General features: G+C 53.1%; 17 protein-coding genes and 1 riboswitch. Of the genes, 9 read left to right on the forward strand and 8 right to left on the reverse strand.

Features of this window, described 5'->3' with window-relative positions; translation table 11 throughout:
- Positions 1 to 49: 49 nt before the first annotated feature.
- The 5 genes from parE to nudF are packed head-to-tail and all read right to left on the reverse strand — an operon-like array spanning position 50 to position 4,458.
- Positions 50 to 1,942 carry a DNA topoisomerase IV subunit B gene (gene parE, locus AC2FAJ_RS13175; protein ID WP_028014439.1) on the reverse strand — a complete coding sequence of 631 codons (1,893 nt, stop codon included), beginning with the start codon at positions 1,940 to 1,942 and terminating at the stop codon, positions 50 to 52.
- Between the two features lie 28 nt (positions 1,943 to 1,970).
- Entirely contained in the window at positions 1,971 to 2,552 is a 582-nt protein-coding gene (gene yqiA / locus AC2FAJ_RS13180; RefSeq protein WP_041908103.1) for an esterase YqiA, read from the reverse strand.
- On the reverse strand, positions 2,552 to 3,379 hold the full coding sequence (gene cpdA / locus AC2FAJ_RS13185; protein ID WP_193358487.1) for a 3',5'-cyclic-AMP phosphodiesterase: 828 nt from the start codon (positions 3,377 to 3,379) through the stop codon (positions 2,552 to 2,554). The genes yqiA and cpdA overlap by 1 nt, the downstream gene beginning before the upstream one ends.
- A 27-nt stretch (positions 3,380 to 3,406) precedes the next feature.
- Complete coding sequence (locus AC2FAJ_RS13190; protein ID WP_003862516.1) at positions 3,407 to 3,829, reverse strand: DUF1249 family protein; 423 nt, start codon at positions 3,827 to 3,829, stop codon at positions 3,407 to 3,409.
- A complete protein-coding gene (gene nudF / locus AC2FAJ_RS13195) occupies positions 3,826 to 4,458 on the reverse strand; it encodes an ADP-ribose diphosphatase (protein WP_045631567.1) in 633 nt (210 codons plus the stop codon). The genes AC2FAJ_RS13190 and nudF overlap by 4 nt, the downstream gene beginning before the upstream one ends.
- Positions 4,459 to 4,662: 204 nt before the next feature.
- Between nudF and tolC the strand changes: the two genes are divergently transcribed.
- The 3 genes from tolC (at position 4,663) to AC2FAJ_RS13210 (ending at position 8,134) form a co-directional block, all read left to right on the forward strand.
- The gene (tolC, locus tag AC2FAJ_RS13200; protein WP_028014444.1) at positions 4,663 to 6,141 is read left to right on the forward strand and encodes an outer membrane channel protein TolC; all 1,479 of its coding nucleotides are present in this window, start codon (positions 4,663 to 4,665) and stop codon (positions 6,139 to 6,141) included.
- Between the two features lie 161 nt (positions 6,142 to 6,302).
- A complete protein-coding gene (locus AC2FAJ_RS13205; protein WP_041908098.1) occupies positions 6,303 to 6,971 on the forward strand; it encodes a DUF1190 family protein in 669 nt (222 codons plus the stop codon).
- A gap of 2 nt (positions 6,972 to 6,973) precedes the next feature.
- The gene (locus tag AC2FAJ_RS13210) at positions 6,974 to 8,134 is read left to right on the forward strand and encodes a glutathionylspermidine synthase family protein (RefSeq protein WP_041908097.1); all 1,161 of its coding nucleotides are present in this window, start codon (positions 6,974 to 6,976) and stop codon (positions 8,132 to 8,134) included.
- Positions 8,135 to 8,171: 37 nt separating this feature from the next.
- Here the strand turns inward: AC2FAJ_RS13210 and ygiD are convergent, their stop codons facing one another.
- Complete coding sequence (ygiD, locus tag AC2FAJ_RS13215; RefSeq protein WP_485454230.1) at positions 8,172 to 8,960, reverse strand: 4,5-DOPA-extradiol-dioxygenase; 789 nt, start codon at positions 8,958 to 8,960, stop codon at positions 8,172 to 8,174.
- 130 nt (positions 8,961 to 9,090) lie between these two features.
- On the opposite strand from ygiD, the gene zupT reads away from it, so the two are divergent.
- The 5 genes from zupT to AC2FAJ_RS13240 all read left to right on the forward strand — a co-directional run bounded on the left by zupT (position 9,091) and on the right by AC2FAJ_RS13240 (position 15,286).
- Positions 9,091 to 9,864: a zinc transporter ZupT gene (gene zupT, locus AC2FAJ_RS13220; protein WP_045631570.1), complete on the forward strand. Its 774-nt coding sequence runs from the start codon at positions 9,091 to 9,093 to the stop codon at positions 9,862 to 9,864.
- A gap of 450 nt (positions 9,865 to 10,314) precedes the next feature.
- On the forward strand, positions 10,315 to 10,881 hold the full coding sequence (locus AC2FAJ_RS13225) for a fimbrial-like protein (protein ID WP_045631350.1): 567 nt from the start codon (positions 10,315 to 10,317) through the stop codon (positions 10,879 to 10,881).
- Positions 10,882 to 10,967: 86 nt separating this feature from the next.
- Entirely contained in the window at positions 10,968 to 13,490 is a 2,523-nt protein-coding gene (locus tag AC2FAJ_RS13230; RefSeq protein WP_283253989.1) for a fimbria/pilus outer membrane usher protein, read from the forward strand.
- Positions 13,491 to 13,496: 6 nt separating this feature from the next.
- The gene (locus tag AC2FAJ_RS13235; protein WP_248112658.1) at positions 13,497 to 14,240 is read left to right on the forward strand and encodes a fimbrial biogenesis chaperone; all 744 of its coding nucleotides are present in this window, start codon (positions 13,497 to 13,499) and stop codon (positions 14,238 to 14,240) included.
- A gap of 2 nt (positions 14,241 to 14,242) precedes the next feature.
- Positions 14,243 to 15,286, forward strand: a complete 1,044-nt coding sequence (locus AC2FAJ_RS13240) for a fimbrial protein (protein ID WP_041908085.1) — start codon at positions 14,243 to 14,245, stop codon at positions 15,284 to 15,286.
- A gap of 48 nt (positions 15,287 to 15,334) precedes the next feature.
- Here the strand turns inward: AC2FAJ_RS13240 and ribB are convergent, their stop codons facing one another.
- Positions 15,335 to 15,988, reverse strand: coding sequence for a 3,4-dihydroxy-2-butanone-4-phosphate synthase (gene ribB / locus AC2FAJ_RS13245; protein WP_028017147.1), 654 nt, complete (start codon positions 15,986 to 15,988; stop codon positions 15,335 to 15,337).
- 106 nt (positions 15,989 to 16,094) lie between these two features.
- Positions 16,095 to 16,245, reverse strand: a riboswitch (FMN riboswitch).
- Positions 16,246 to 16,366: 121 nt separating this feature from the next.
- Between ribB and ubiK the strand changes: the two genes are divergently transcribed.
- Positions 16,367 to 16,663 (forward strand): ubiquinone biosynthesis accessory factor UbiK, encoded by a 297-nt coding sequence (ubiK, locus tag AC2FAJ_RS13250; protein WP_028014454.1) that lies wholly within the window; start codon positions 16,367 to 16,369, stop codon positions 16,661 to 16,663.
- A gap of 64 nt (positions 16,664 to 16,727) precedes the next feature.
- Here the strand turns inward: ubiK and hldE are convergent, their stop codons facing one another.
- Positions 16,728 to 18,158: a bifunctional D-glycero-beta-D-manno-heptose-7-phosphate kinase/D-glycero-beta-D-manno-heptose 1-phosphate adenylyltransferase HldE gene (gene hldE / locus AC2FAJ_RS13255; RefSeq protein WP_003862540.1), complete on the reverse strand. Its 1,431-nt coding sequence runs from the start codon at positions 18,156 to 18,158 to the stop codon at positions 16,728 to 16,730.
- Positions 18,159 to 18,162: the final 4 nt, after the last annotated feature.

Consider the following 18,162-nt stretch of genomic DNA (forward strand, 5'->3'; position numbering starts at 1 on the left):
GCCTACGATCCATTCCCTCTCCCTGTGGGAGAGGGTTAGGGTGAGGGCATCAGGCTTCAATATCCGCCATATCCCCTTTCTCCTGCAGCCAGTTACGTCGGTCTTCCGAACGTTTCTTGGCGAGGAGCATATCCATCACGGCGTTGGTTTGCTGTTCGTCTTCGTCGCTGATCGTCAGCTGCACCAGGCGGCGCGTGTTCGGATCCAGCGTCGTTTCGCGCAGCTGCATCGGGTTCATTTCGCCCAGCCCTTTAAAGCGCTGCACATTTGGTTTGCCCTTCTTACGCTTAAGCTGCTCCAGCACGCCCGCCTTCTCTTCTTCCGTCAGCGCGTAGTAAACCTCTTTGCCGAGGTCGATACGGTAGAGCGGCGGCAGCGCCACGTGAACGTGACCGTTTTTCACCAGCGTGCGGAAGTGTTTAACAAACAGCGCGCACAGCAGCGTGGCGATGTGCAGACCATCGGAGTCCGCATCCGCGAGAATACAGATCTTGCCGTAGCGCAGCTGGCTCAGATCCTCGCTGTCCGGATCGATGCCGATCGCAACGGAGATGTCGTGCACTTCCTGCGAGGCCAGCACTTCGTCTGAAGAGACTTCCCAGGTGTTCAGGATCTTACCCTTGAGTGGCATGATCGCCTGATATTCACGATCGCGCGCCTGTTTGGCCGACCCACCCGCCGAATCCCCTTCCACGAGGAACAGCTCGGTGCGGTTGAGATCCTGCGCGGTGCAGTCCGCCAGCTTGCCCGGTAGCGCAGGGCCGCTGGTCAGCTTTTTACGCACCACTTTCTTCGCGGCACGCAGACGACGCTGGGCGCTGGAGATGGCCATTTCAGCCAGCATCTCAGCCGCCTGAACGTTCTGGTTCAGCCACAGGGTAAACGCATCTTTCACCACGCCGGAGACGAACGCCGCGCACTGGCGCGATGACAGACGTTCTTTGGTCTGACCGGCAAACTGCGGATCCTGCATCTTCACGGAGAGCACGTAGGCGCAGCGGTCCCAGATATCTTCCGCCGAGAGCTTCACGCCGCGCGGCAGAATGTTGCGGTATTCGCAGAACTCACGCATCGCGTCCAGCAGTCCCTGACGCAGGCCGTTGACGTGGGTACCGCCGAGCATGGTTGGGATCAGGTTGACGTAGCTTTCGGTCAGCAGCTCGCCGCCTTCCGGCAGCCACAGCAGCGCCCAGTCCACCGCTTCGGTATCACCGCTAAAGTTACCGACAAACGGTTTTTCCGGCAGTGTTGGCAGGCCGTTTACCGCTTCGCACAGGTAGTCGTTCAGGCCATCGGCGTAGCACCAGGTCTGCTCGGTGTTGTTGACGTGATCTTTAAAGGTAATTTCCACGCCCGGGCACAGTACCGCTTTGGCTTTCAGCAGGTGCGTCAGGCGAGAAACGGAAAAGCGCGGGCTGTCGAAGAAGCTTTCGTCAGGCCAGAAGTGGACGCTTGTGCCGGTGTTGCGTTTAGCGCACGTGCCGACAACCTGCAGATCCTGCACCTTCTCGCCGTTTTCAAACGCGATATTGTAGACCTGACCGTCGCGACGGACGTTCACTTCCACGCGTTTGGACAGGGCGTTCACCACGGAAATCCCCACGCCGTGCAGGCCGCCGGAGAACTGATAGTTCTTGTTGGAGAACTTACCGCCCGCGTGCAGACGGCAGAGAATCAGCTCAACGGCAGGCACGCCCTCTTCGGGGTGGATGTCCACCGGCATGCCGCGACCGTCGTCGATGACCTCCAGCGACTGATCGGCGTGCAGGATGACGTCAACGCGTTTGGCATGGCCCGCCAGCGCTTCGTCCACACTGTTATCAATAACTTCCTGGCCCAGATGGTTCGGGCGCGTCGTATCGGTATACATCCCCGGGCGGCGGCGAACCGGCTCAAGCCCGGTGAGTACCTCAATGGCATCAGCGTTATAGGTTTGCGTCATGATTTAAACTAGCAATTCGCATTGATTGTCAGTGGCTGTGCAGTCCAAGAAAATCGACAATCTGGGTGAAATGATCCTCAAAGCCCGTGAAAGCATGGTTTCCGCCCTCTTCTATAGTCTGGCGGCAGGAGGCGTAATACGCCACTGCCTGGCGGTAATCCAGCACTTCATCACCCGTCTGCTGCAGCAGCCAGATGAGATCCGGCGCTTCAAGCGGGTCGACCTGCATAACTTTGAGATCGTAAATATGGCGTGACTCTAGCACATATTGCTGCCCGGTGTAGGGGTTCTCGTTTTCGCCAAGAAAGTCCCTCAGCAGCTCAAATGGCCGTACCGCCGGATTAACCACAACGGCGGGCAGCATAAAGCATTGTGAGAGCCAGGTGGCATAGTACCCGCCAAGCGATGAGCCGACTACGCCAAAGGATTCACCGCCGTGTTCAAGCACGATCGACTCGAGCATTTCCGCCGCCTCCGCCGGATACGGCGGCAGCTGCGGGATAATCATCTCAACGTGGGGGTGATGCTCGCTCAGCCACTGGCGAAACTGCGTCGCTTTTGCGGAGCGCGGCGAGCTGTTGAATCCGTGCAGATAAAGGAGCGTAGACATCAGTAGCCTTCTGAAGCGGTATCCGGGCGGAACTCTGCGCCTGCCAGACGGCAGACTTCCGTGGTCAGCGTGCCGTCGGCATGCAGTTCCAGCCAGCGCCAGCCTGGCGCGATGGTATCCAGCGTAAAGTTGGCGCAGTGCGGCTTAAACTGCACACAGGTCGACGGCGTCGCCAGCATGCGGCGTCCGTTCCAGTCGAGATCCTGTTCCTGATGGATGTGTCCGCACAGCAGGTGTTTCACGCGCGGGTATTTCGCCAGCACGCTATCCAGCGCCGCGGAGTTACGCAGGCTGTGCTGATCCAGCCAGCTGCAGCCTGCCGGCAGCGGATGATGATGGAGCAACAGCAGCGTATGACGTTCAGGTTCGGCAGCCAGTTTGGTCTCCAGCCAGTCGAGTTGAAACTCGCTTAATTCACCGTGCGGAACGCCAAATACCTGGCTGTCCAGCAGCAGGATCTGCCACTGTTCACCCGCAAATACGCACTTCGCCGGAGAAATCCCCGCATCCTGAAGGGAACTGTACATTGCGGGCTGGAAATCGTGGTTTCCGGGCAGCCAGACGCAAGGCATGCTAAAGCTCGCGATGCCTTCAGCAAAATGCTGGTAGGCCGCGGAGGACTGGTCCTGCGCCAAATCGCCCGTTGCGACAATCAGGTCGCAGTCGCGATGTTCAGCGTGAATGGCGCTCAGTACCGCCTGATAACTCTCCCAGGTATTAACCCCCAGCAAAGTTTCATGCTTTTCGGCAAAAAGGTGGGTATCGGTGATTTGTAATATCCTGACTGGCGCCCCACCAGCAACAGTCAGGTTCAACAGGCTTTCCAAATGGTGTCCTTAGGTAGGTTTATGACGCTAACAAACCGGAATCGCCATTGCTCCATGTGCTAAACAATATCTTAGCCAGTCGGCTAAAAACTGGTTAATTTGATGCTTTTCGTCGCGTTGATGCAACTTTTTATTCGGATAATCATACCGCGCCTTGAAGCGAAAGATCTGCTGACTTGAACACACTTCAGCGACCATCGCGTCATGATAGAGACGCACCGTCATCGACGGCAGGCTCCAGTAGCTGATGCTGGGCGCTGTTTGTTCTATTTCCACCAGCGTAGTGTAGCGCGTTGATTCTGTTATCGTTAACCGATACTGCGCGTTGCTCACCTGATAGCTTACCGTTTCGCCGGGTGCGTCGTTTCTCGGCAGCAGGCGGCGCAGCTGTGCGAAATTGGTTTCGCACAGGCGCATCATTTCTGGGAAGTCAGGCGTATAGCGCTTCATTTTTTCCACTCGTTTCGTAATGTCTGATAATGCAGCTGCAGCCATTGCAGGGCGATGACAGACGCTGCGTTGTCGATTTTCCCCTCTTCTACCCACTGATAAGCCTGTTCCCGGCTCACCACATGAACCCGAATATCTTCGTTTTCATCAGCCAGACCGTGAATACCTTCTGCGGTCGTGGCGTCCACTTCGCCCACCATAATGGATAAGCGTTCGCTGGTGCCACCCGGACTCGCCAGATAGCTCAACACCGGTTTTGTGCGGCCTACCAACAGCCCGGCCTCTTCCAGCGCCTCGCGACGGGCGACGTCTTCAACCGACTCGCCCTCTTCGATCATCCCGGCCACCATCTCCAGCAGCCACGGGCTTTCACTGGTGTCATACGCGGCAATGCGGATTTGCTCCACCAGCACGACTTCGTCACGCACTGGGTCAAAGGGTAGCAAGACAGCCGCATGCCCGCGCTCAAAAATTTCACGTCTGATTTCGCCGCTCATTTCACCGTTGAACAGGCGATGCCTGAAACGGTAAAGATCCATCGAAAAAAAACCGCTATAAAGCGTTTCTCGTGCAATAATTTCTACATCGTTTTTGGCGAATGTCACGGGCAACTTTTCTGGTTTTTGCATGAGTCGAGTCCTGGTAGCAATGGTGATGAAATTGTGAATTTCAAGGCTGTTTGGCTGCCGTTTGTAAGGCTATATGGTAGATTGGTGCAAATTACCGCCAGATGGCACGTAACGCCAACCTTTTGGTGTGGATGATTCTGTTAGAATCGGCAATTATTTTTTAATTAGATCAGCGCTAATACTGCTTCACAACAAGGAATGCAAATGAAGAAATTGCTCCCCATCCTTATCGGCCTGAGCCTGACGGGCTTCAGTGCAATGAGCCAGGCGGAAAACCTGTTACAGGTCTACCAGCAGGCACGTCTGGGCAACCCTGATTTACGTAAATCAGCGGCCGATCGTGATGCTGCGTTTGAAAAGATTAACGAAGCGCGTAGCCCACTGCTGCCGCAGTTAGGGTTAGGTGCAGATTATACCTACAGCAACGGTTTCCGCGACGCTAACGGCGTAAACTCCAATGCTACCAGCGCCTCACTGCAATTAACACAGACGCTGTTTGATATGTCCAAATGGCGTGCCCTGACCCTGCAGGAAAAAAGCGCGGGCATCCAGGATGTGACCTATCAGACCGACCAGCAAACGCTGATCCTGAATACTGCCACCGCGTACTTCAACGTGCTGAGCGCCATTGATGCGCTCTCCTACACCGAAGCGCAGAAACAGGCGATCTACCGCCAGTTGGATCAAACCACCCAGCGCTTCAACGTGGGTCTGGTGGCGATCACCGACGTGCAGAACGCCCGTTCACAGTACGACACCGTGCTGGCCAACGAAGTGACCGCGCGTAACAACCTCGACAACGCGCTGGAATCCCTGCGCCAGGTGACCGGGAATTACTATCCTGAGCTGGCTTCCCTGAACGTCGACAGCTTCAAAACGGATAAGCCGCAGGCCGTTAACGCCCTGCTGAAAGAGGCGGAAAACCGCAACCTGACGTTGCTGCAGGCGCGTCTGAGCCAGGACCTGGCCCGCGAGCAAATTCGTCAGGCGCAGGACGGCCATCTGCCAACCCTGAGCCTGAGCGCGTCCACCGGCGTTTCTGACACGACCTACAGCGGCTCTAAAACAAATTCTGCCCAGTATGACGACAGCAATATGGGTCAGAACAAAGTGGGCCTGAGCTTCTCTCTGCCACTGTACCAGGGCGGTCAGGTAAACTCTCAGGTGAAACAGGCGCAGTACAACTTTGTTGGCGCGAGCGAGCAGCTGGAAAGCGCGCACCGCAACGTGGTGCAGACCGTGCGTTCGTCCTTCAACAACGTGAACGCGTCTATCAGTAGCATCAACGCCTATAAACAGGCCGTTGTGTCTGCACAGAGCTCCCTGGACGCGATGGAAGCGGGTTACTCGGTCGGTACACGTACTATCGTTGACGTGCTCGACGCGACCACCACGCTGTACAACGCGAAACAGCAGCTCTCCAGCGCGCGTTATCAGTACCTGATTAACCAGCTGAACATCAAGCAGGCGCTCGGTACGCTGAACGAGCAGGATCTGCAGATGCTGAACAGCGCGCTGGGCAAACCGGTCTCTACCTCGCCGGACAGCGTTGCGCCGGAGAACCCGGAGCAGGTTGCCGCCGTTGATAACTTCAACGCTAACGGCAGCGCCCCTGCCGCACAGCCAGCGGCCGCGCGTAGCACGGCACCTGCAAGCAGCGGTTCTAACCCGTTCCGTAACTAAGAGTGTTATCACGCCCTCTCTCACCGGGAGAGGGTGCAGCTGAATCACACCCGAACGTAAGCCAACGTAAAGATCCCCCTGATTCCGCCCCTCTTCGCTTCATTTTCAACCACTCATCCACTATCCTGAGCGTTATTACCACTGGGTCCTGGAAGACAAACATGAAACGGACAAAAACGATTAACCACGCGTCGTTCCGCAAAAGCTGGAACGCACGTCATCTCACCCCTGTTGCGCTGGCAGTAACCGCGGTCTTTATGCTGGCAGGCTGTGAGAAAAACGACGAAACGGTTTCGCTGTATCAAAACGCGGACGACTGCTCCGCCGCAACCGGCCAGGCAGCAGAATGTAAAACCGCCTACACCAACGCCCTGAAAGAAGCGGAACGCACCGCGCCGAAATATGCCTCACGCGAAGACTGCGTAGCGGAATTTGGTGAAGGACAGTGTCAGCAGACGCCAGCTCAGGCAGGTACTGCGCCGGAAAATCAGGCGCAGGCGCAGTCCAGCGGCAGCTTCTGGATGCCATTAATGGCAGGCTACATGATGGGCCGCCTGATGGGCGGCGGTGCGGGCTATCAGCAGCAACCGCTGTTTAGCTCGAAAAACCCGGCCAGCCCGGCTTATGGTCAATATACCGATGCCAGCGGCAAAGGCTATGGCGCAGCGACCCCGGGCCGCACCGTGACCGTCCCGAAAACCGCGATGGCGCCGAAGCCTGCGACCACCAGCACCATCACCCGCGGTGGGTTCGGTGAGTCTGTGGCGAAACAGACCAGCATGCAGCGTAGTAGTGCAACAGGCACTTCCACTCGCTCAATGGGCGGCTGATCATGGAACGAGTCGGTATTACCGAGCGCCCGGACTGGCGCGAAAAAGCGACTGAATACGGTTTTAACTTCCACACCATGTACGGCGAGCCGTACTGGTGTGAAGATGCTTACTACAAACTGACGCTCGACCAGGTGGAAAAACTGGAAGAGGTGACGGCCGAGCTGCACCAGATGTGCCTGAAGGTGGTGGATAAAGTCATCGACAGCGACGAGCTGATGACTAAATTCCGTATTCCGAAGCATACCTGGAGTTTCGTCCGTCAGTCGTGGAAAACGAATCAACCTTCGCTTTACTCTCGCCTCGATCTGGCGTGGGACGGCGTGGGTGAGCCGAAGCTTTTAGAAAACAACGCGGATACGCCGACCTCTCTTTACGAAGCAGCATTCTTCCAGTGGATTTGGCTGGAAGATCAGATGAACGCCGGAAACCTGCCGGAAGGTTGCGACCAGTTCAACAGCCTGCAGGAAAAGCTGATTGAGCGTTTCGCCGAACTGCGGGAGCAGTTTGGCTTCAATCTGCTGCATCTTGCCTGCTGTCGCGACACGGAAGAAGACAGGGGCACGGTTCAGTATCTGCAGGACTGCGCGGCCGAAGCGGAAGTGGCGACTGAATTCCTCTATATCGAAGATATTGGCCTGGGGGAAAAAGGTCAGTTTACGGATATGCAGGATCAGGTGATCAGCAACCTGTTCAAGCTCTATCCGTGGGAATATATGCTGCGTGAAATGTTCTCCACCAAGCTGGAAGACGCGGGCGTGCGCTGGCTGGAACCGGCGTGGAAGAGCATTATCTCCAACAAAGCCCTGCTGCCGATGCTGTGGGAGATGTTCCCGAACCATCCTAACCTGTTGCCAGCTTACTTTGCCGAAGATGAGTTCCCGCCGATGGAGAAATACGTCGTTAAGCCTATCTTTTCCCGCGAAGGCGCGAACGTCTCCATTATCGAAAACGGTAAAACGCTGGAAGCGGTTGAAGGGCCGTACGGTGAAGAAGGGATGATCGTCCAGGAGTTTTATCAACTGCCGAAGTTTGGCGACAGCTATACGCTGATCGGCAGCTGGCTTATTAATGATCAACCTGCCGGGATTGGTATTCGCGAAGATCGCGCGTTGATTACGCAGGATCTGTCACGGTTTTATCCACATATTTTTGTTGAATAAAACTTGCCCGGTGGCGCTACGCTTACCGGGCATGTTTTTACCCCACCTGCACCGACAGCATACTCAAACTGCCCATCTCAATGCCGTCAATCGGAATGGTAACCGGCTCCTGACCATCCCATGCACCTAATACATACAGCAGCGGCAGGAAGTGTTCCGGCGTCGGGTTAGAGAGCGAACCGCCTTCGTGATCCAGATAGTTCACTAACGGATGCTTCTCAACCGGGCCTTGCCAGGTCAGGTTCGCTTTGACGTAGGCGTTAAAAGCGCTCGCCCACGGGTATGGCGTGTTTTCGCCATACCAGCGCGCCGTACGCAGGTTGTGCACCACGTTGCCACTCGCCACCAGCATGATGCCTTCATCACGCAGGGTTGCCAGCTTGCGGCCCATTTCCAGATGCCAGGCGGCGGGTTTGGTGCTGTCGATGCTCAACTGCACCATTGGGATATCGGCATCCGGGTACATCTTAATCAGCACGCCCCACGAGCCGTGGTCAAAGCCCCAGGCTTCTTTATCCAGCGTGACCGGGACGGGAGCCAGTAAATCAACCAGTTGCTGCGCCAGTTCAGGCGAACCCGGCGCAGGATAATGCGTGTCGTACAGCGCCTGCGGGAAGCCGCCGAAATCATGGATGGTCTTTGGTGCTTCCATCGCGGTGACGCCCGTACCACGGGTAAACCAGTGTGCAGATACCACCACAATCGCCTTCGGACGCGGCAACGTCTCGCCCAGATGATGCCAGGCACGGGTATAGACGTTATCTTCCAGAACGTTCATTGGGCTACCGTGGCCTAAAAACAGTGCTGGCATACGTGAAGAAGTCATGGTGATATCCTTAGAGATATTGGCAATTTGATGGTGCTACATTACGCGCATTCAGGTGAAGATAAACGCAGATAACCGTGAAGATCATCACCAGGAAATTTGAACGTAAGATATCCCTTAAGGAGAGTGCATGTCAGTACCCTTAATTTTGACCGTGCTTGCGGGTGCCGCGACCTTTATCGGTGCGTTCCTCGGCGTACTTGGGCAAAAACCGTCTAATCGTCTTCTGGCGTTTTCGCTGGGCTTCGCCGCTGGGATCATGCTGCTTATCTCGCTGATGGAGATGCTGCCCGCAGCGCTTCACACTGAGGGAATGTCTCCGGTGATCGGCTACGGCATGTTCATCGTCGGCCTGCTGGGCTATTTTGCGCTCGACCGTATGCTGCCGCACGCACACCCTCAGGATTTAATGCAAAAAAGCGTTACCCCCATTGCGGGTAATATAAAACGAACGGCCATCCTGCTGACGCTGGGTATCAGTCTGCATAACTTCCCGGAAGGTGTCGCCACGTATGTCACGGCCAGCAGCAATCTGGAGATGGGTTTTGGCGTGGCGCTGGCGGTGGCCTTGCACAATATTCCTGAAGGACTTGCGGTTGCCGGGCCGGTTTATGCCGCTACGGGTTCAAAACGTACTGCTGTCTTCTGGGCGGGTATCTCCGGAATGGCTGAAATTCTCGGTGGCGTGCTGGCGTGGCTGATCCTCGGAAGCCTCGTGTCCCCTGTCGTTATGGCGGCAATTATGGCTGCCGTCGCCGGGATCATGGTTGCGCTCTCCGTCGATGAGCTGATGCCGCTGGCGAAAGAGATCGACCCGAATAATAACCCGAGCTATGGCGTGCTGTGCGGCATGACAATCATGGGAATGAGCCTGGTGATATTACAAACTGTAGGTATCGGCTAAAACGGAAAGCACCTTCAGAATTGAAGGTGTAACTTTATGTGTCTTTTTTGTCATAACACACATTAATTAGTCTAAGTTATAATACATTCTGCAAGAAATTGTTTCATGCAATTGCATTTGATAAAAATATAATTATTTACTCAATCATTAATCTTGCAAAAAAAAGAGTCAATTCGTTTTGCAATTATAATAACCTGATGGACGTCTGATTCCCGCACTTTTCTTGATGGAATCCTAAGAAACCCTCACTTTCATACACTCCTGACACATACATTCCAGAGCATGATCATCATCCTTATGAATATAAACATCTCAGCTTAAAGCTCTTTTTAAATTTTCTAAAAATGAAATCACAAATAATAATGATATATTCCCCTTCGCTGCACTAAAACAATATCAGTTAATTAAAGTTGATAATCATACCTTCATTACTATAAAGGAATATATTAAATGTTGAACAAAACACTGTTAGCCGTTGTTACTGCTTCCCTTCTGTCTGGCGTAGCTTTCAATGCATCAGCTGCTGATGCAGGTCATGGTAAAGTGACGTTTAAAGGTGAAGTTATCTCTGCACCTTGCTCAATCGCGCCTGGCGATGAAGACCTGCAGGTTAACCTGGGTGAAGTTGCGGATTCAGCGCTGAACGGTGGCAAGTTCTCTCTGCCAGTTGATTTTACTATCCATCTGCAGGACTGTACGCTGACGGGCGGAACCACTGAAGCACCAATCACTATCAGCAAAGCGAAAGTAACCTTTAACTCTGCAAACGAAGATGCGACCACTAAACTGCTGAAAAATACCTATGAAGGTAACTACGGTGCTGCATCAAACGTTGGCGTACGTATCCTGACCGAAGGTAAAGCTAACGTAGACATGGGTGTAGCGCAGGTATTCAGCCTGGTTGCAGGTAAAGCGTATCAGGAACTGAATTTCAAAGCACGTATGGAATCACCAACCAAAACTGCAACTGCGGGTGATGTTTATACCCAGGCTAACTATATTCTGGCTTACGAGTAATCGTTATCGAATAGCGTTAGGGCAATATAAGTCGGTGAAGGAATTACCGACTTATATAGTCTATTTTATTAAAAGAAAAGGATTTTATGCGCAACATTAAAAACCCGACCATATCTGTATTATCTCTTTTAATAAAACAGATCATTCACCCTATTATTGTCGCAGGTGTAATCATAGCTCCTGCCTGGTCGGTAGAGTTCAACACCGACATGATTGACACTGAAGATAAAAGCAATATTGACCTCAGCCAGTTTGAAAAGAAAGGTTACATCCCTGTAGGGCAGTACATCGCTCGCGTTGAGATCAACAAAAAAAGCCTTCCCAACTTATGGTCATTTGACTGGATTAAAGCCGACAATGAAAGCGGCTCTCAGGTCTGTCTTACACAGAGCGATTTGCGCTCATTTGGTTTCGCTGATGAGTTTATTCAACAACTTCAGCCTGTTAATACACAGGGTTGTCTCGATCTCAGCGCAAAACCTGAATTAATCATCGGTCTGAATAAAGCGGATATGGTTGTGTCCATCACTGCGCCTCAGGCATGGATGAAGTATCAGGCAAAAAACTGGACGCCTCCAGAATTCTGGGACGATGGCGTGGCGGGTGCCTTACTCGATTACAACGTCTATGCAAGTCAGTACGATCCTGATAGCGGCGAAAAAAACCAGAACATCAGCTCTTACGGCACACTCGGGTTCAACCTGGGCGCATGGCGTTTGCGCTCAGATTACCAGTACGATAAATCATATACTAATGGGCATACCAACAGCAGTGACAGTGGGCTGGATCGCACCTATTTATTCCGTCCTATACCATCATTGGCAGCCAAATTGACTCTGGGTCAGTACGACCTCAATTCCGATATTTTCGACACGTTCCACTTCACAGGGCTCTCACTGGAGAGTGATGAAAATATGTTGCCCCCGGATTTGCAAGGGTATGCTCCTCAGATTACCGGCATCGCGCAGACCAATGCCAAAGTAACCGTGACCCAAAATGGGAGAATGGTTTACCAGACCACCGTCGCGCCTGGTCCATTTAACATCACCGACCTGGGCGATACTTTCCAGGGGCAACTCGATGTTACCGTTGAAGAAGAGGATGGGCGTAAAAACACCTTCCAGGTCGGCTCGTCTTCAATCCCCTTCCTGACTCGTAAAGGTCAGGTACGTTATAAAACCTCGACAGGTAAGCCTACAAGCGTTGGCCACAGCGACGTTAACAATCCTTACTTCTGGACTGGAGAATTTTCGTGGGGATGGAAGAGTGACATTTCGCTTTACAGCGGAGCATTGCTGACGACCGATGATTACCAGGCAGTCACAACGGGTATCGGTTATAACATGAACAGCTTTGGCGCGCTGTCATTTGATGTCACACGTGCTGAAGCAACATTGCACAATGTGGATAGCGGCAAACAGCGAGGCTACAGCTATCGAGCAAACTATTCTAAACGCTTTGAAGAAACCGGCAGCCAGGTAACGTTTGCTGGCTATCGTTTTTCTGACAAAGAATACGTCACTATGAACGAGTATTTAATGTCGCGAAGCGGTGATGATTCGCTCAGTAATGAAAAAGAGAGCTATGTTCTCTCTTTAAACCAGTTTTTCACTTCGCTGGGAATGAACGCCTATCTCAACCTGACGCGCAATACTTATTGGGACGACACAGCCAGTACAAATTACACGGTATCGGTCAACCGTAACTTTGATATTGGCAACCTTCAGGGTATTTCGGCGTCGCTCTCAGTTAGCCGCTCCAGGTGGGACGGAGAAGATGAGACACAATATTATCTTTCCTTCTCAGTACCACTGGAGCAGAGCCGTAGCGCCTCCTGGAGCATGCAAAAAACAGGCAATAGCAGCCTCACACAGACGGCTTCGTACTACGATTCTTCAGACCGGAGCAATACCTGGAATATTTCCGCATCCGGCAAGGATAGCGATTTTAGTCACGCCGAGCCGACCGTTCGCGGTGGCTACCAGCATTATTCTCCTTATGGCCGTCTGAATATGACGGGGAGTATTCAGCCCAACTTTTACAACTCTTTCACGGCAGGCTGGAATGGCTCCTTAACCGCAACGCGTCACGGTATGGCCCTGCATGATTACAGTAACGGCAATAATGCACGCATGATGGTTGATACCGACGGCATTGCTGATATCCCGTTAAGTGATAACCGCACTGTCACCAACAGATACGGTATTGCGGTTACCAACGCCGTCAGCGACTACATCACCTCTACAATTCGCGTGAAAAGTGCCGATCTCCCGGAAGGTGTAGATGTGAATAATTCAGTGATCAGTACCACGCTCACTGAAGGTGCTATTGGTTACGCCAAAATGAATGCCACTAAAGGTTATCAAATTTGGGGTGTTATCCGTCTGCAAGACGGTCATTTTCCGCCGTTAGGTGTCAACGTTGTGGATAAAACAACAGGCAGAGATGCGGGCCTGGTTGCTGAAGACGGCTATGTCTACCTCAGCGGTCTTCAGGATGAAAGTGAACTCACACTTACGTGGGGTAGCAACAGCTGCGAAATTTTAGCGCCGAATAAAAGTAATGCCGATGGAAAAGCCATTATTTTACCTTGTAAATCAGTAAATTAATTCAGGATGAATGAAATGAAATTAACGTTAATTGCAAAAGGATTTTTGTGTTTACTCTGTCTCAGCACGCTCGCCCATGCCACCGTTTCACCGGACAGAACGCGGATAATTTTTAATGAGACGGACAAGAGCACCACGGTCAAACTAACTAACCAGAGTAAAACCATGCCTTACCTGGCTCAGTCATGGATTGAAGATAAAAACAGCGTCAAGACGCGTGAATACATTACGCCTCTACCTCCGTTACTGCGCCTGGAGGCTGGCGAGCAGAGCCAAATTCGTCTGATGGGACAACCCACGCTTGCTCAGTTGCCTAAAGACAGAGAGAGTCTGTTCTATTACAACATGCGCGAAATCCCCCCTCGTTCAGATGCGAAAAATGTCATGCAACTGGCGATGCAAAGCCGCCTGAAGCTTTTCTGGCGTCCTAAGGCGATTGTGCTTAAAGAAGGGCAAGCCGTGCCTATGGAAAAAGTGGATATCATCCGAACCGCATCAGGCATAACGATCAAAAACAGAACACCTTACCACGTCTCGGTTGGTTACATCGGTACAGACGGTAAAACCCTCTTACCTGGCGCCAGTGGGTTTATGGTAGCCCCTTTCAGCGAAAATACCTCTGTCCTTAAAAACCTCCCGGCCAAATTCCAGATTGGCTATATCGGCGATTACGGCGGTTTGAATATGTTCAGTATTAACTGCACTTCGGTGCAGCCAGTGTGCCATAGCGAAATAGTGAAAAAGGGCTAATAATGAAAAAGATCGCTTCACTGCTGGGCTTATTGCTGCTGCTTTTTTCATCGTCGTCATGGGCGGTAGACTGCTACCAAAATCATAAAGGCGGTGCCACGGTTTACACCGCTAACCTTCCAAGCTTTACCGTCCCTTCAAATGCGGTCGTCGGAAGCAAAATATGGGAAAGCTCTGACGTTAACGTAACCGTTTATTGCGATAATGCATCAGGCTGGAGCAAAACCAACCAGACAGAAGACCTCTTCGCATGGATAAAACTATCTGCAAAGAACAGTGCGGATGTATTAAATAACCCCTATTTCACTTTTGGCGTTACCTATAACGGCGCAGACCATGAGATGAATGATGAAGGTATTGATACCGGGGCCTGTCTTGATAAATACGAACCATACTATGATGGTATATGGCATAACCCGGTATGTAATGGCATCACGATGCAGAAAAGCATCACGTTTCCTGCACGTTTCCGCTTATATGTAAAACTAAAGGCATTCCCTGACGATCCGGATACTGTTTATAACTTTGGCAGCGTCAATGTCCTTCAATTTGACGGCGAGGGTGGAGCGAACCTCGCTTCTAATGCAAAAAACCTCCGATATAACATTGATGGTCTCGATCATGTTCACTTTCTGGACTGTGGCGTTGATATACAGATATTCCCTGAAAACCAAATTGTCGATTTTGGCCAAGTCAATAACATCGACGTAAACAACCAAAAAGCCCCATTTAGCGTGTCGACAATACGCGACGCGACTGCGGCATGCTCACAGCAGTTTGATGTGACCATGAGTTTTAACACAGATGATTTGTTTGATACCAGCCACGTCGATATGGGTAACGGTTTAGTAATGCAAATTCGTGATGAAACTTTAGGACAGGATATCTTAATGAATACCTATTATCCCTTTGCAACCTATTTCCCAGACGGTAGGGCATCCATCGTAACCCATAATTATATGGCTAAGCTAACGAAGAACCCGAACAGAGAGGTTGAAGTAGGTCCCTTCAGCAAGGACATTATTCTTAAGATAAACTATGAGTAAATAAATACAAAAAAGCCGGGTTTCCCCGGCTTTTTCACATCAGCATGTTCAGCTTGCTTTGCGCTCGTGCGCCTGGCGGTATTCCACCAGATCTTCAATTGTGACAACCGGCATGTTGTGCAGACGCGCAAAGGTGATGCACTCTGGCGCGCGGGCCATGGTGCCGTCATCGTTGGTCAGTTCACACAGCACGCCCGCAGGCTTAAAGCCCGCCAGTGTCACCAGGTCGATCGTCGCTTCGGTGTGACCGCCACGGGTCAGCACACCGCCCGCCTGCGCGCGCAGCGGGAAGACGTGGCCTGGACGATGCAGATCGGAGGGTTTCGCATCATCAGCAATGGCGGCACGCACGGTGGTCAGGCGGTCAGCCGCCGATACACCGGTAGTCACGCCATGCGCCGCTTCAATGGTCACGGTGAAGCCGGTACCAAAGGCGCTGGTGTTGTTTTCGACCATCATCGGCAGCTCAAGCTGCTTACGACGATCTTCGGTAATACACAGGCATACGATGCCGCTGCCGTGACGGATGGTCAGCGCCATCTGTTCAACGGTCATGTTTTCGGCGGCAAAAATCATGTCGCCTTCGTTTTCACGGTTTTCATCGTCAAGCACCATCACACCGCGGCCTTCGCGCAGTGCATCCAGTGCATGTTCAACACGTTGAGTTGAAGTGCCAAAAGAGGAAAGTAGCGTCTGATTCATGGTAAAAAAACCTCATTAACAATATGGTTACCAGAATCAGGGCAGTCTTAGGAGCGCCGTATAAGCGGCAAAAAGATAACGTGAGCGGGCCCATGCCCGACTGGATCGTTACTCTCTCCCATCCGGACTCTAACCGTCGGCCCCGGAATTACACCGGATCTGCTGACCTTTGAGAATTCACCCAAAGCGCTCGCGGGCTTTCAGCGCTAAGCTGATTTACCGCCGGTGGGGAATTTCGCCCCGCCCTGAGAATAAGCGAGATAACTATAACGCTATTGATTAACCTGGGCAATGCATAAGCTTCAAACAAATCTGCTTTATCCTGGGTCATGACGCGCTACAATGTTCATCAACACCGACTTATCAAGGGAAGCCATTATGATTGACCCGAAAAAAATTGAGCAGATCGCGCGTCAGGTTCATGAGTCCATGCCAAAGGGCATTCGTGAATTTGGTGATGACGTTGAGAAGAAAATCCGCCAGACGCTGCAGGCGCAGTTGGTTCGCCTTGATTTAGTCAGCCGCGAAGAGTTTGACGTGCAGACCCAGGTTCTGCTGCGCACCCGCGAGAAGCTGGCGCTGCTGGAACAGCGTCTGAGCGAGCTGGAAAACCGCAATGCGCCGGAAGAAGTGAAGCCGGCACCGGCCATTCCACCGGTGGACGATCAGGAGTAAGTGCGGCCTGATGCCCTCTCCCACAGGGAGAGGGTGAAAAAAAACGGGCCAACTGGCCCGTTTTTTACTGACTGTCTTTCTGGATCTTCTTGATGATGTTGGTGGTTGAACACCCGTCCTCAAAATTGAGCACCATCACCTCACCGCCGTTGGCCCAGACCTCTTCGCTACCTGCGATTTGCTCCGGCTTGTAATCCCCGCCCTTCACCAGCAGGTCTGGCAGGATCCCGGCAATCAGGCGCTGCGGGGTATCTTCTTCAAACGACACCACCCAATCCACCGCTTCCAGCGCGCCAAGCACAATCATTCGTTGCTCGAGCGGGTTCACCGGGCGCGTTTCGCCCTTCAGGCGTTTGGTCGACGCATCGCTGTTCACTGCCACAATGAGGCGATCGCCCAGCTTACGCGCATTCGCCAGATACGACACGTGGCCCGCGTGCAGGATGTCAAACACGCCGTTGGTCATCACCACTTTTTCACCGCGTTTGCGCGCGGCGGCAACGGCCACCTTCAGCTCGTCTTCGGTCATCACGCCAAAACCGGTATCCGCACGCCCGCGCACCGCGTTTTCCAGCTCGATTGGCGAAACGGTTGAAGTACCCAATTTACCGACAACCACGCCCGCCGCGGCGTTCGCGAAGTAGCACGCCTCTTCCAGGGAGTTACCCGCGGCCAGCGTCGCCGCCAGCACGCCGATCACCGTATCACCGGCACCGGTCACGTCGTACACTTCCTGCGCCTGGGTTGGCATATGCAGCGGCGCCTTGCCCGGCTGCAGCAGCGTCATCCCCTGCTCGGAGCGGGTGACCAGCAGCGCGGACAGCTCGAAGTCAGCAATGATCTTCATGCCGCGCTCAACCAGTTCTTCCTCGGTTTTGCACTTGCCCGCCACCGCTTCGAACTCAGAAAGGTTTGGCGTCAGCAGGGTTGCGCCGCGATAGCGCTCAAAATCGGTGCCTTTCGGGTCGATCAGCACCGGTACGCTGGCTTTACGCGCCAGCTGAATCATCGTTTGCACGCTCGCCAGCGCGCCTTTGGCGTAGTCCGACAGCACCAGCGCGCCGATATTGCCCAGCGCCTGATTGATACGCTCGTGCAGCGGCTCAGGATCAACGCCTTCGAACCCTTCTTCAAAATCGAGGCGGATCAGCTGCTGGTTACGCGACAGCACGCGCAGCTTGGTGATGGTTGGGTGTGTCGGAACAGAAACGAAGTCGCACTTCACGTTCACGTCCGCCAGCGACTTGCTCAGCGCACGCGCCGCATCGTCAATGCCGGTCAGGCCCACCAGACGCGAATGCGCGCCCAGCGAGGCTATGTTCATCGCCACGTTTGCCGCGCCACCTGGACGCTCTTCAATGGTGTCGACCTTAACCACCGGTACCGGCGCTTCAGGTGAGATGCGGCTGGTCGGCCCATACCAGTAGCGATCCAGCATCACATCCCCGACAACCATTACTCCAGCACGTTCAAACTCTGGCAGTGTTACTTTCATTCCT

The organism is Enterobacter cloacae complex sp. 385G4 (assembly GCF_057320665.1).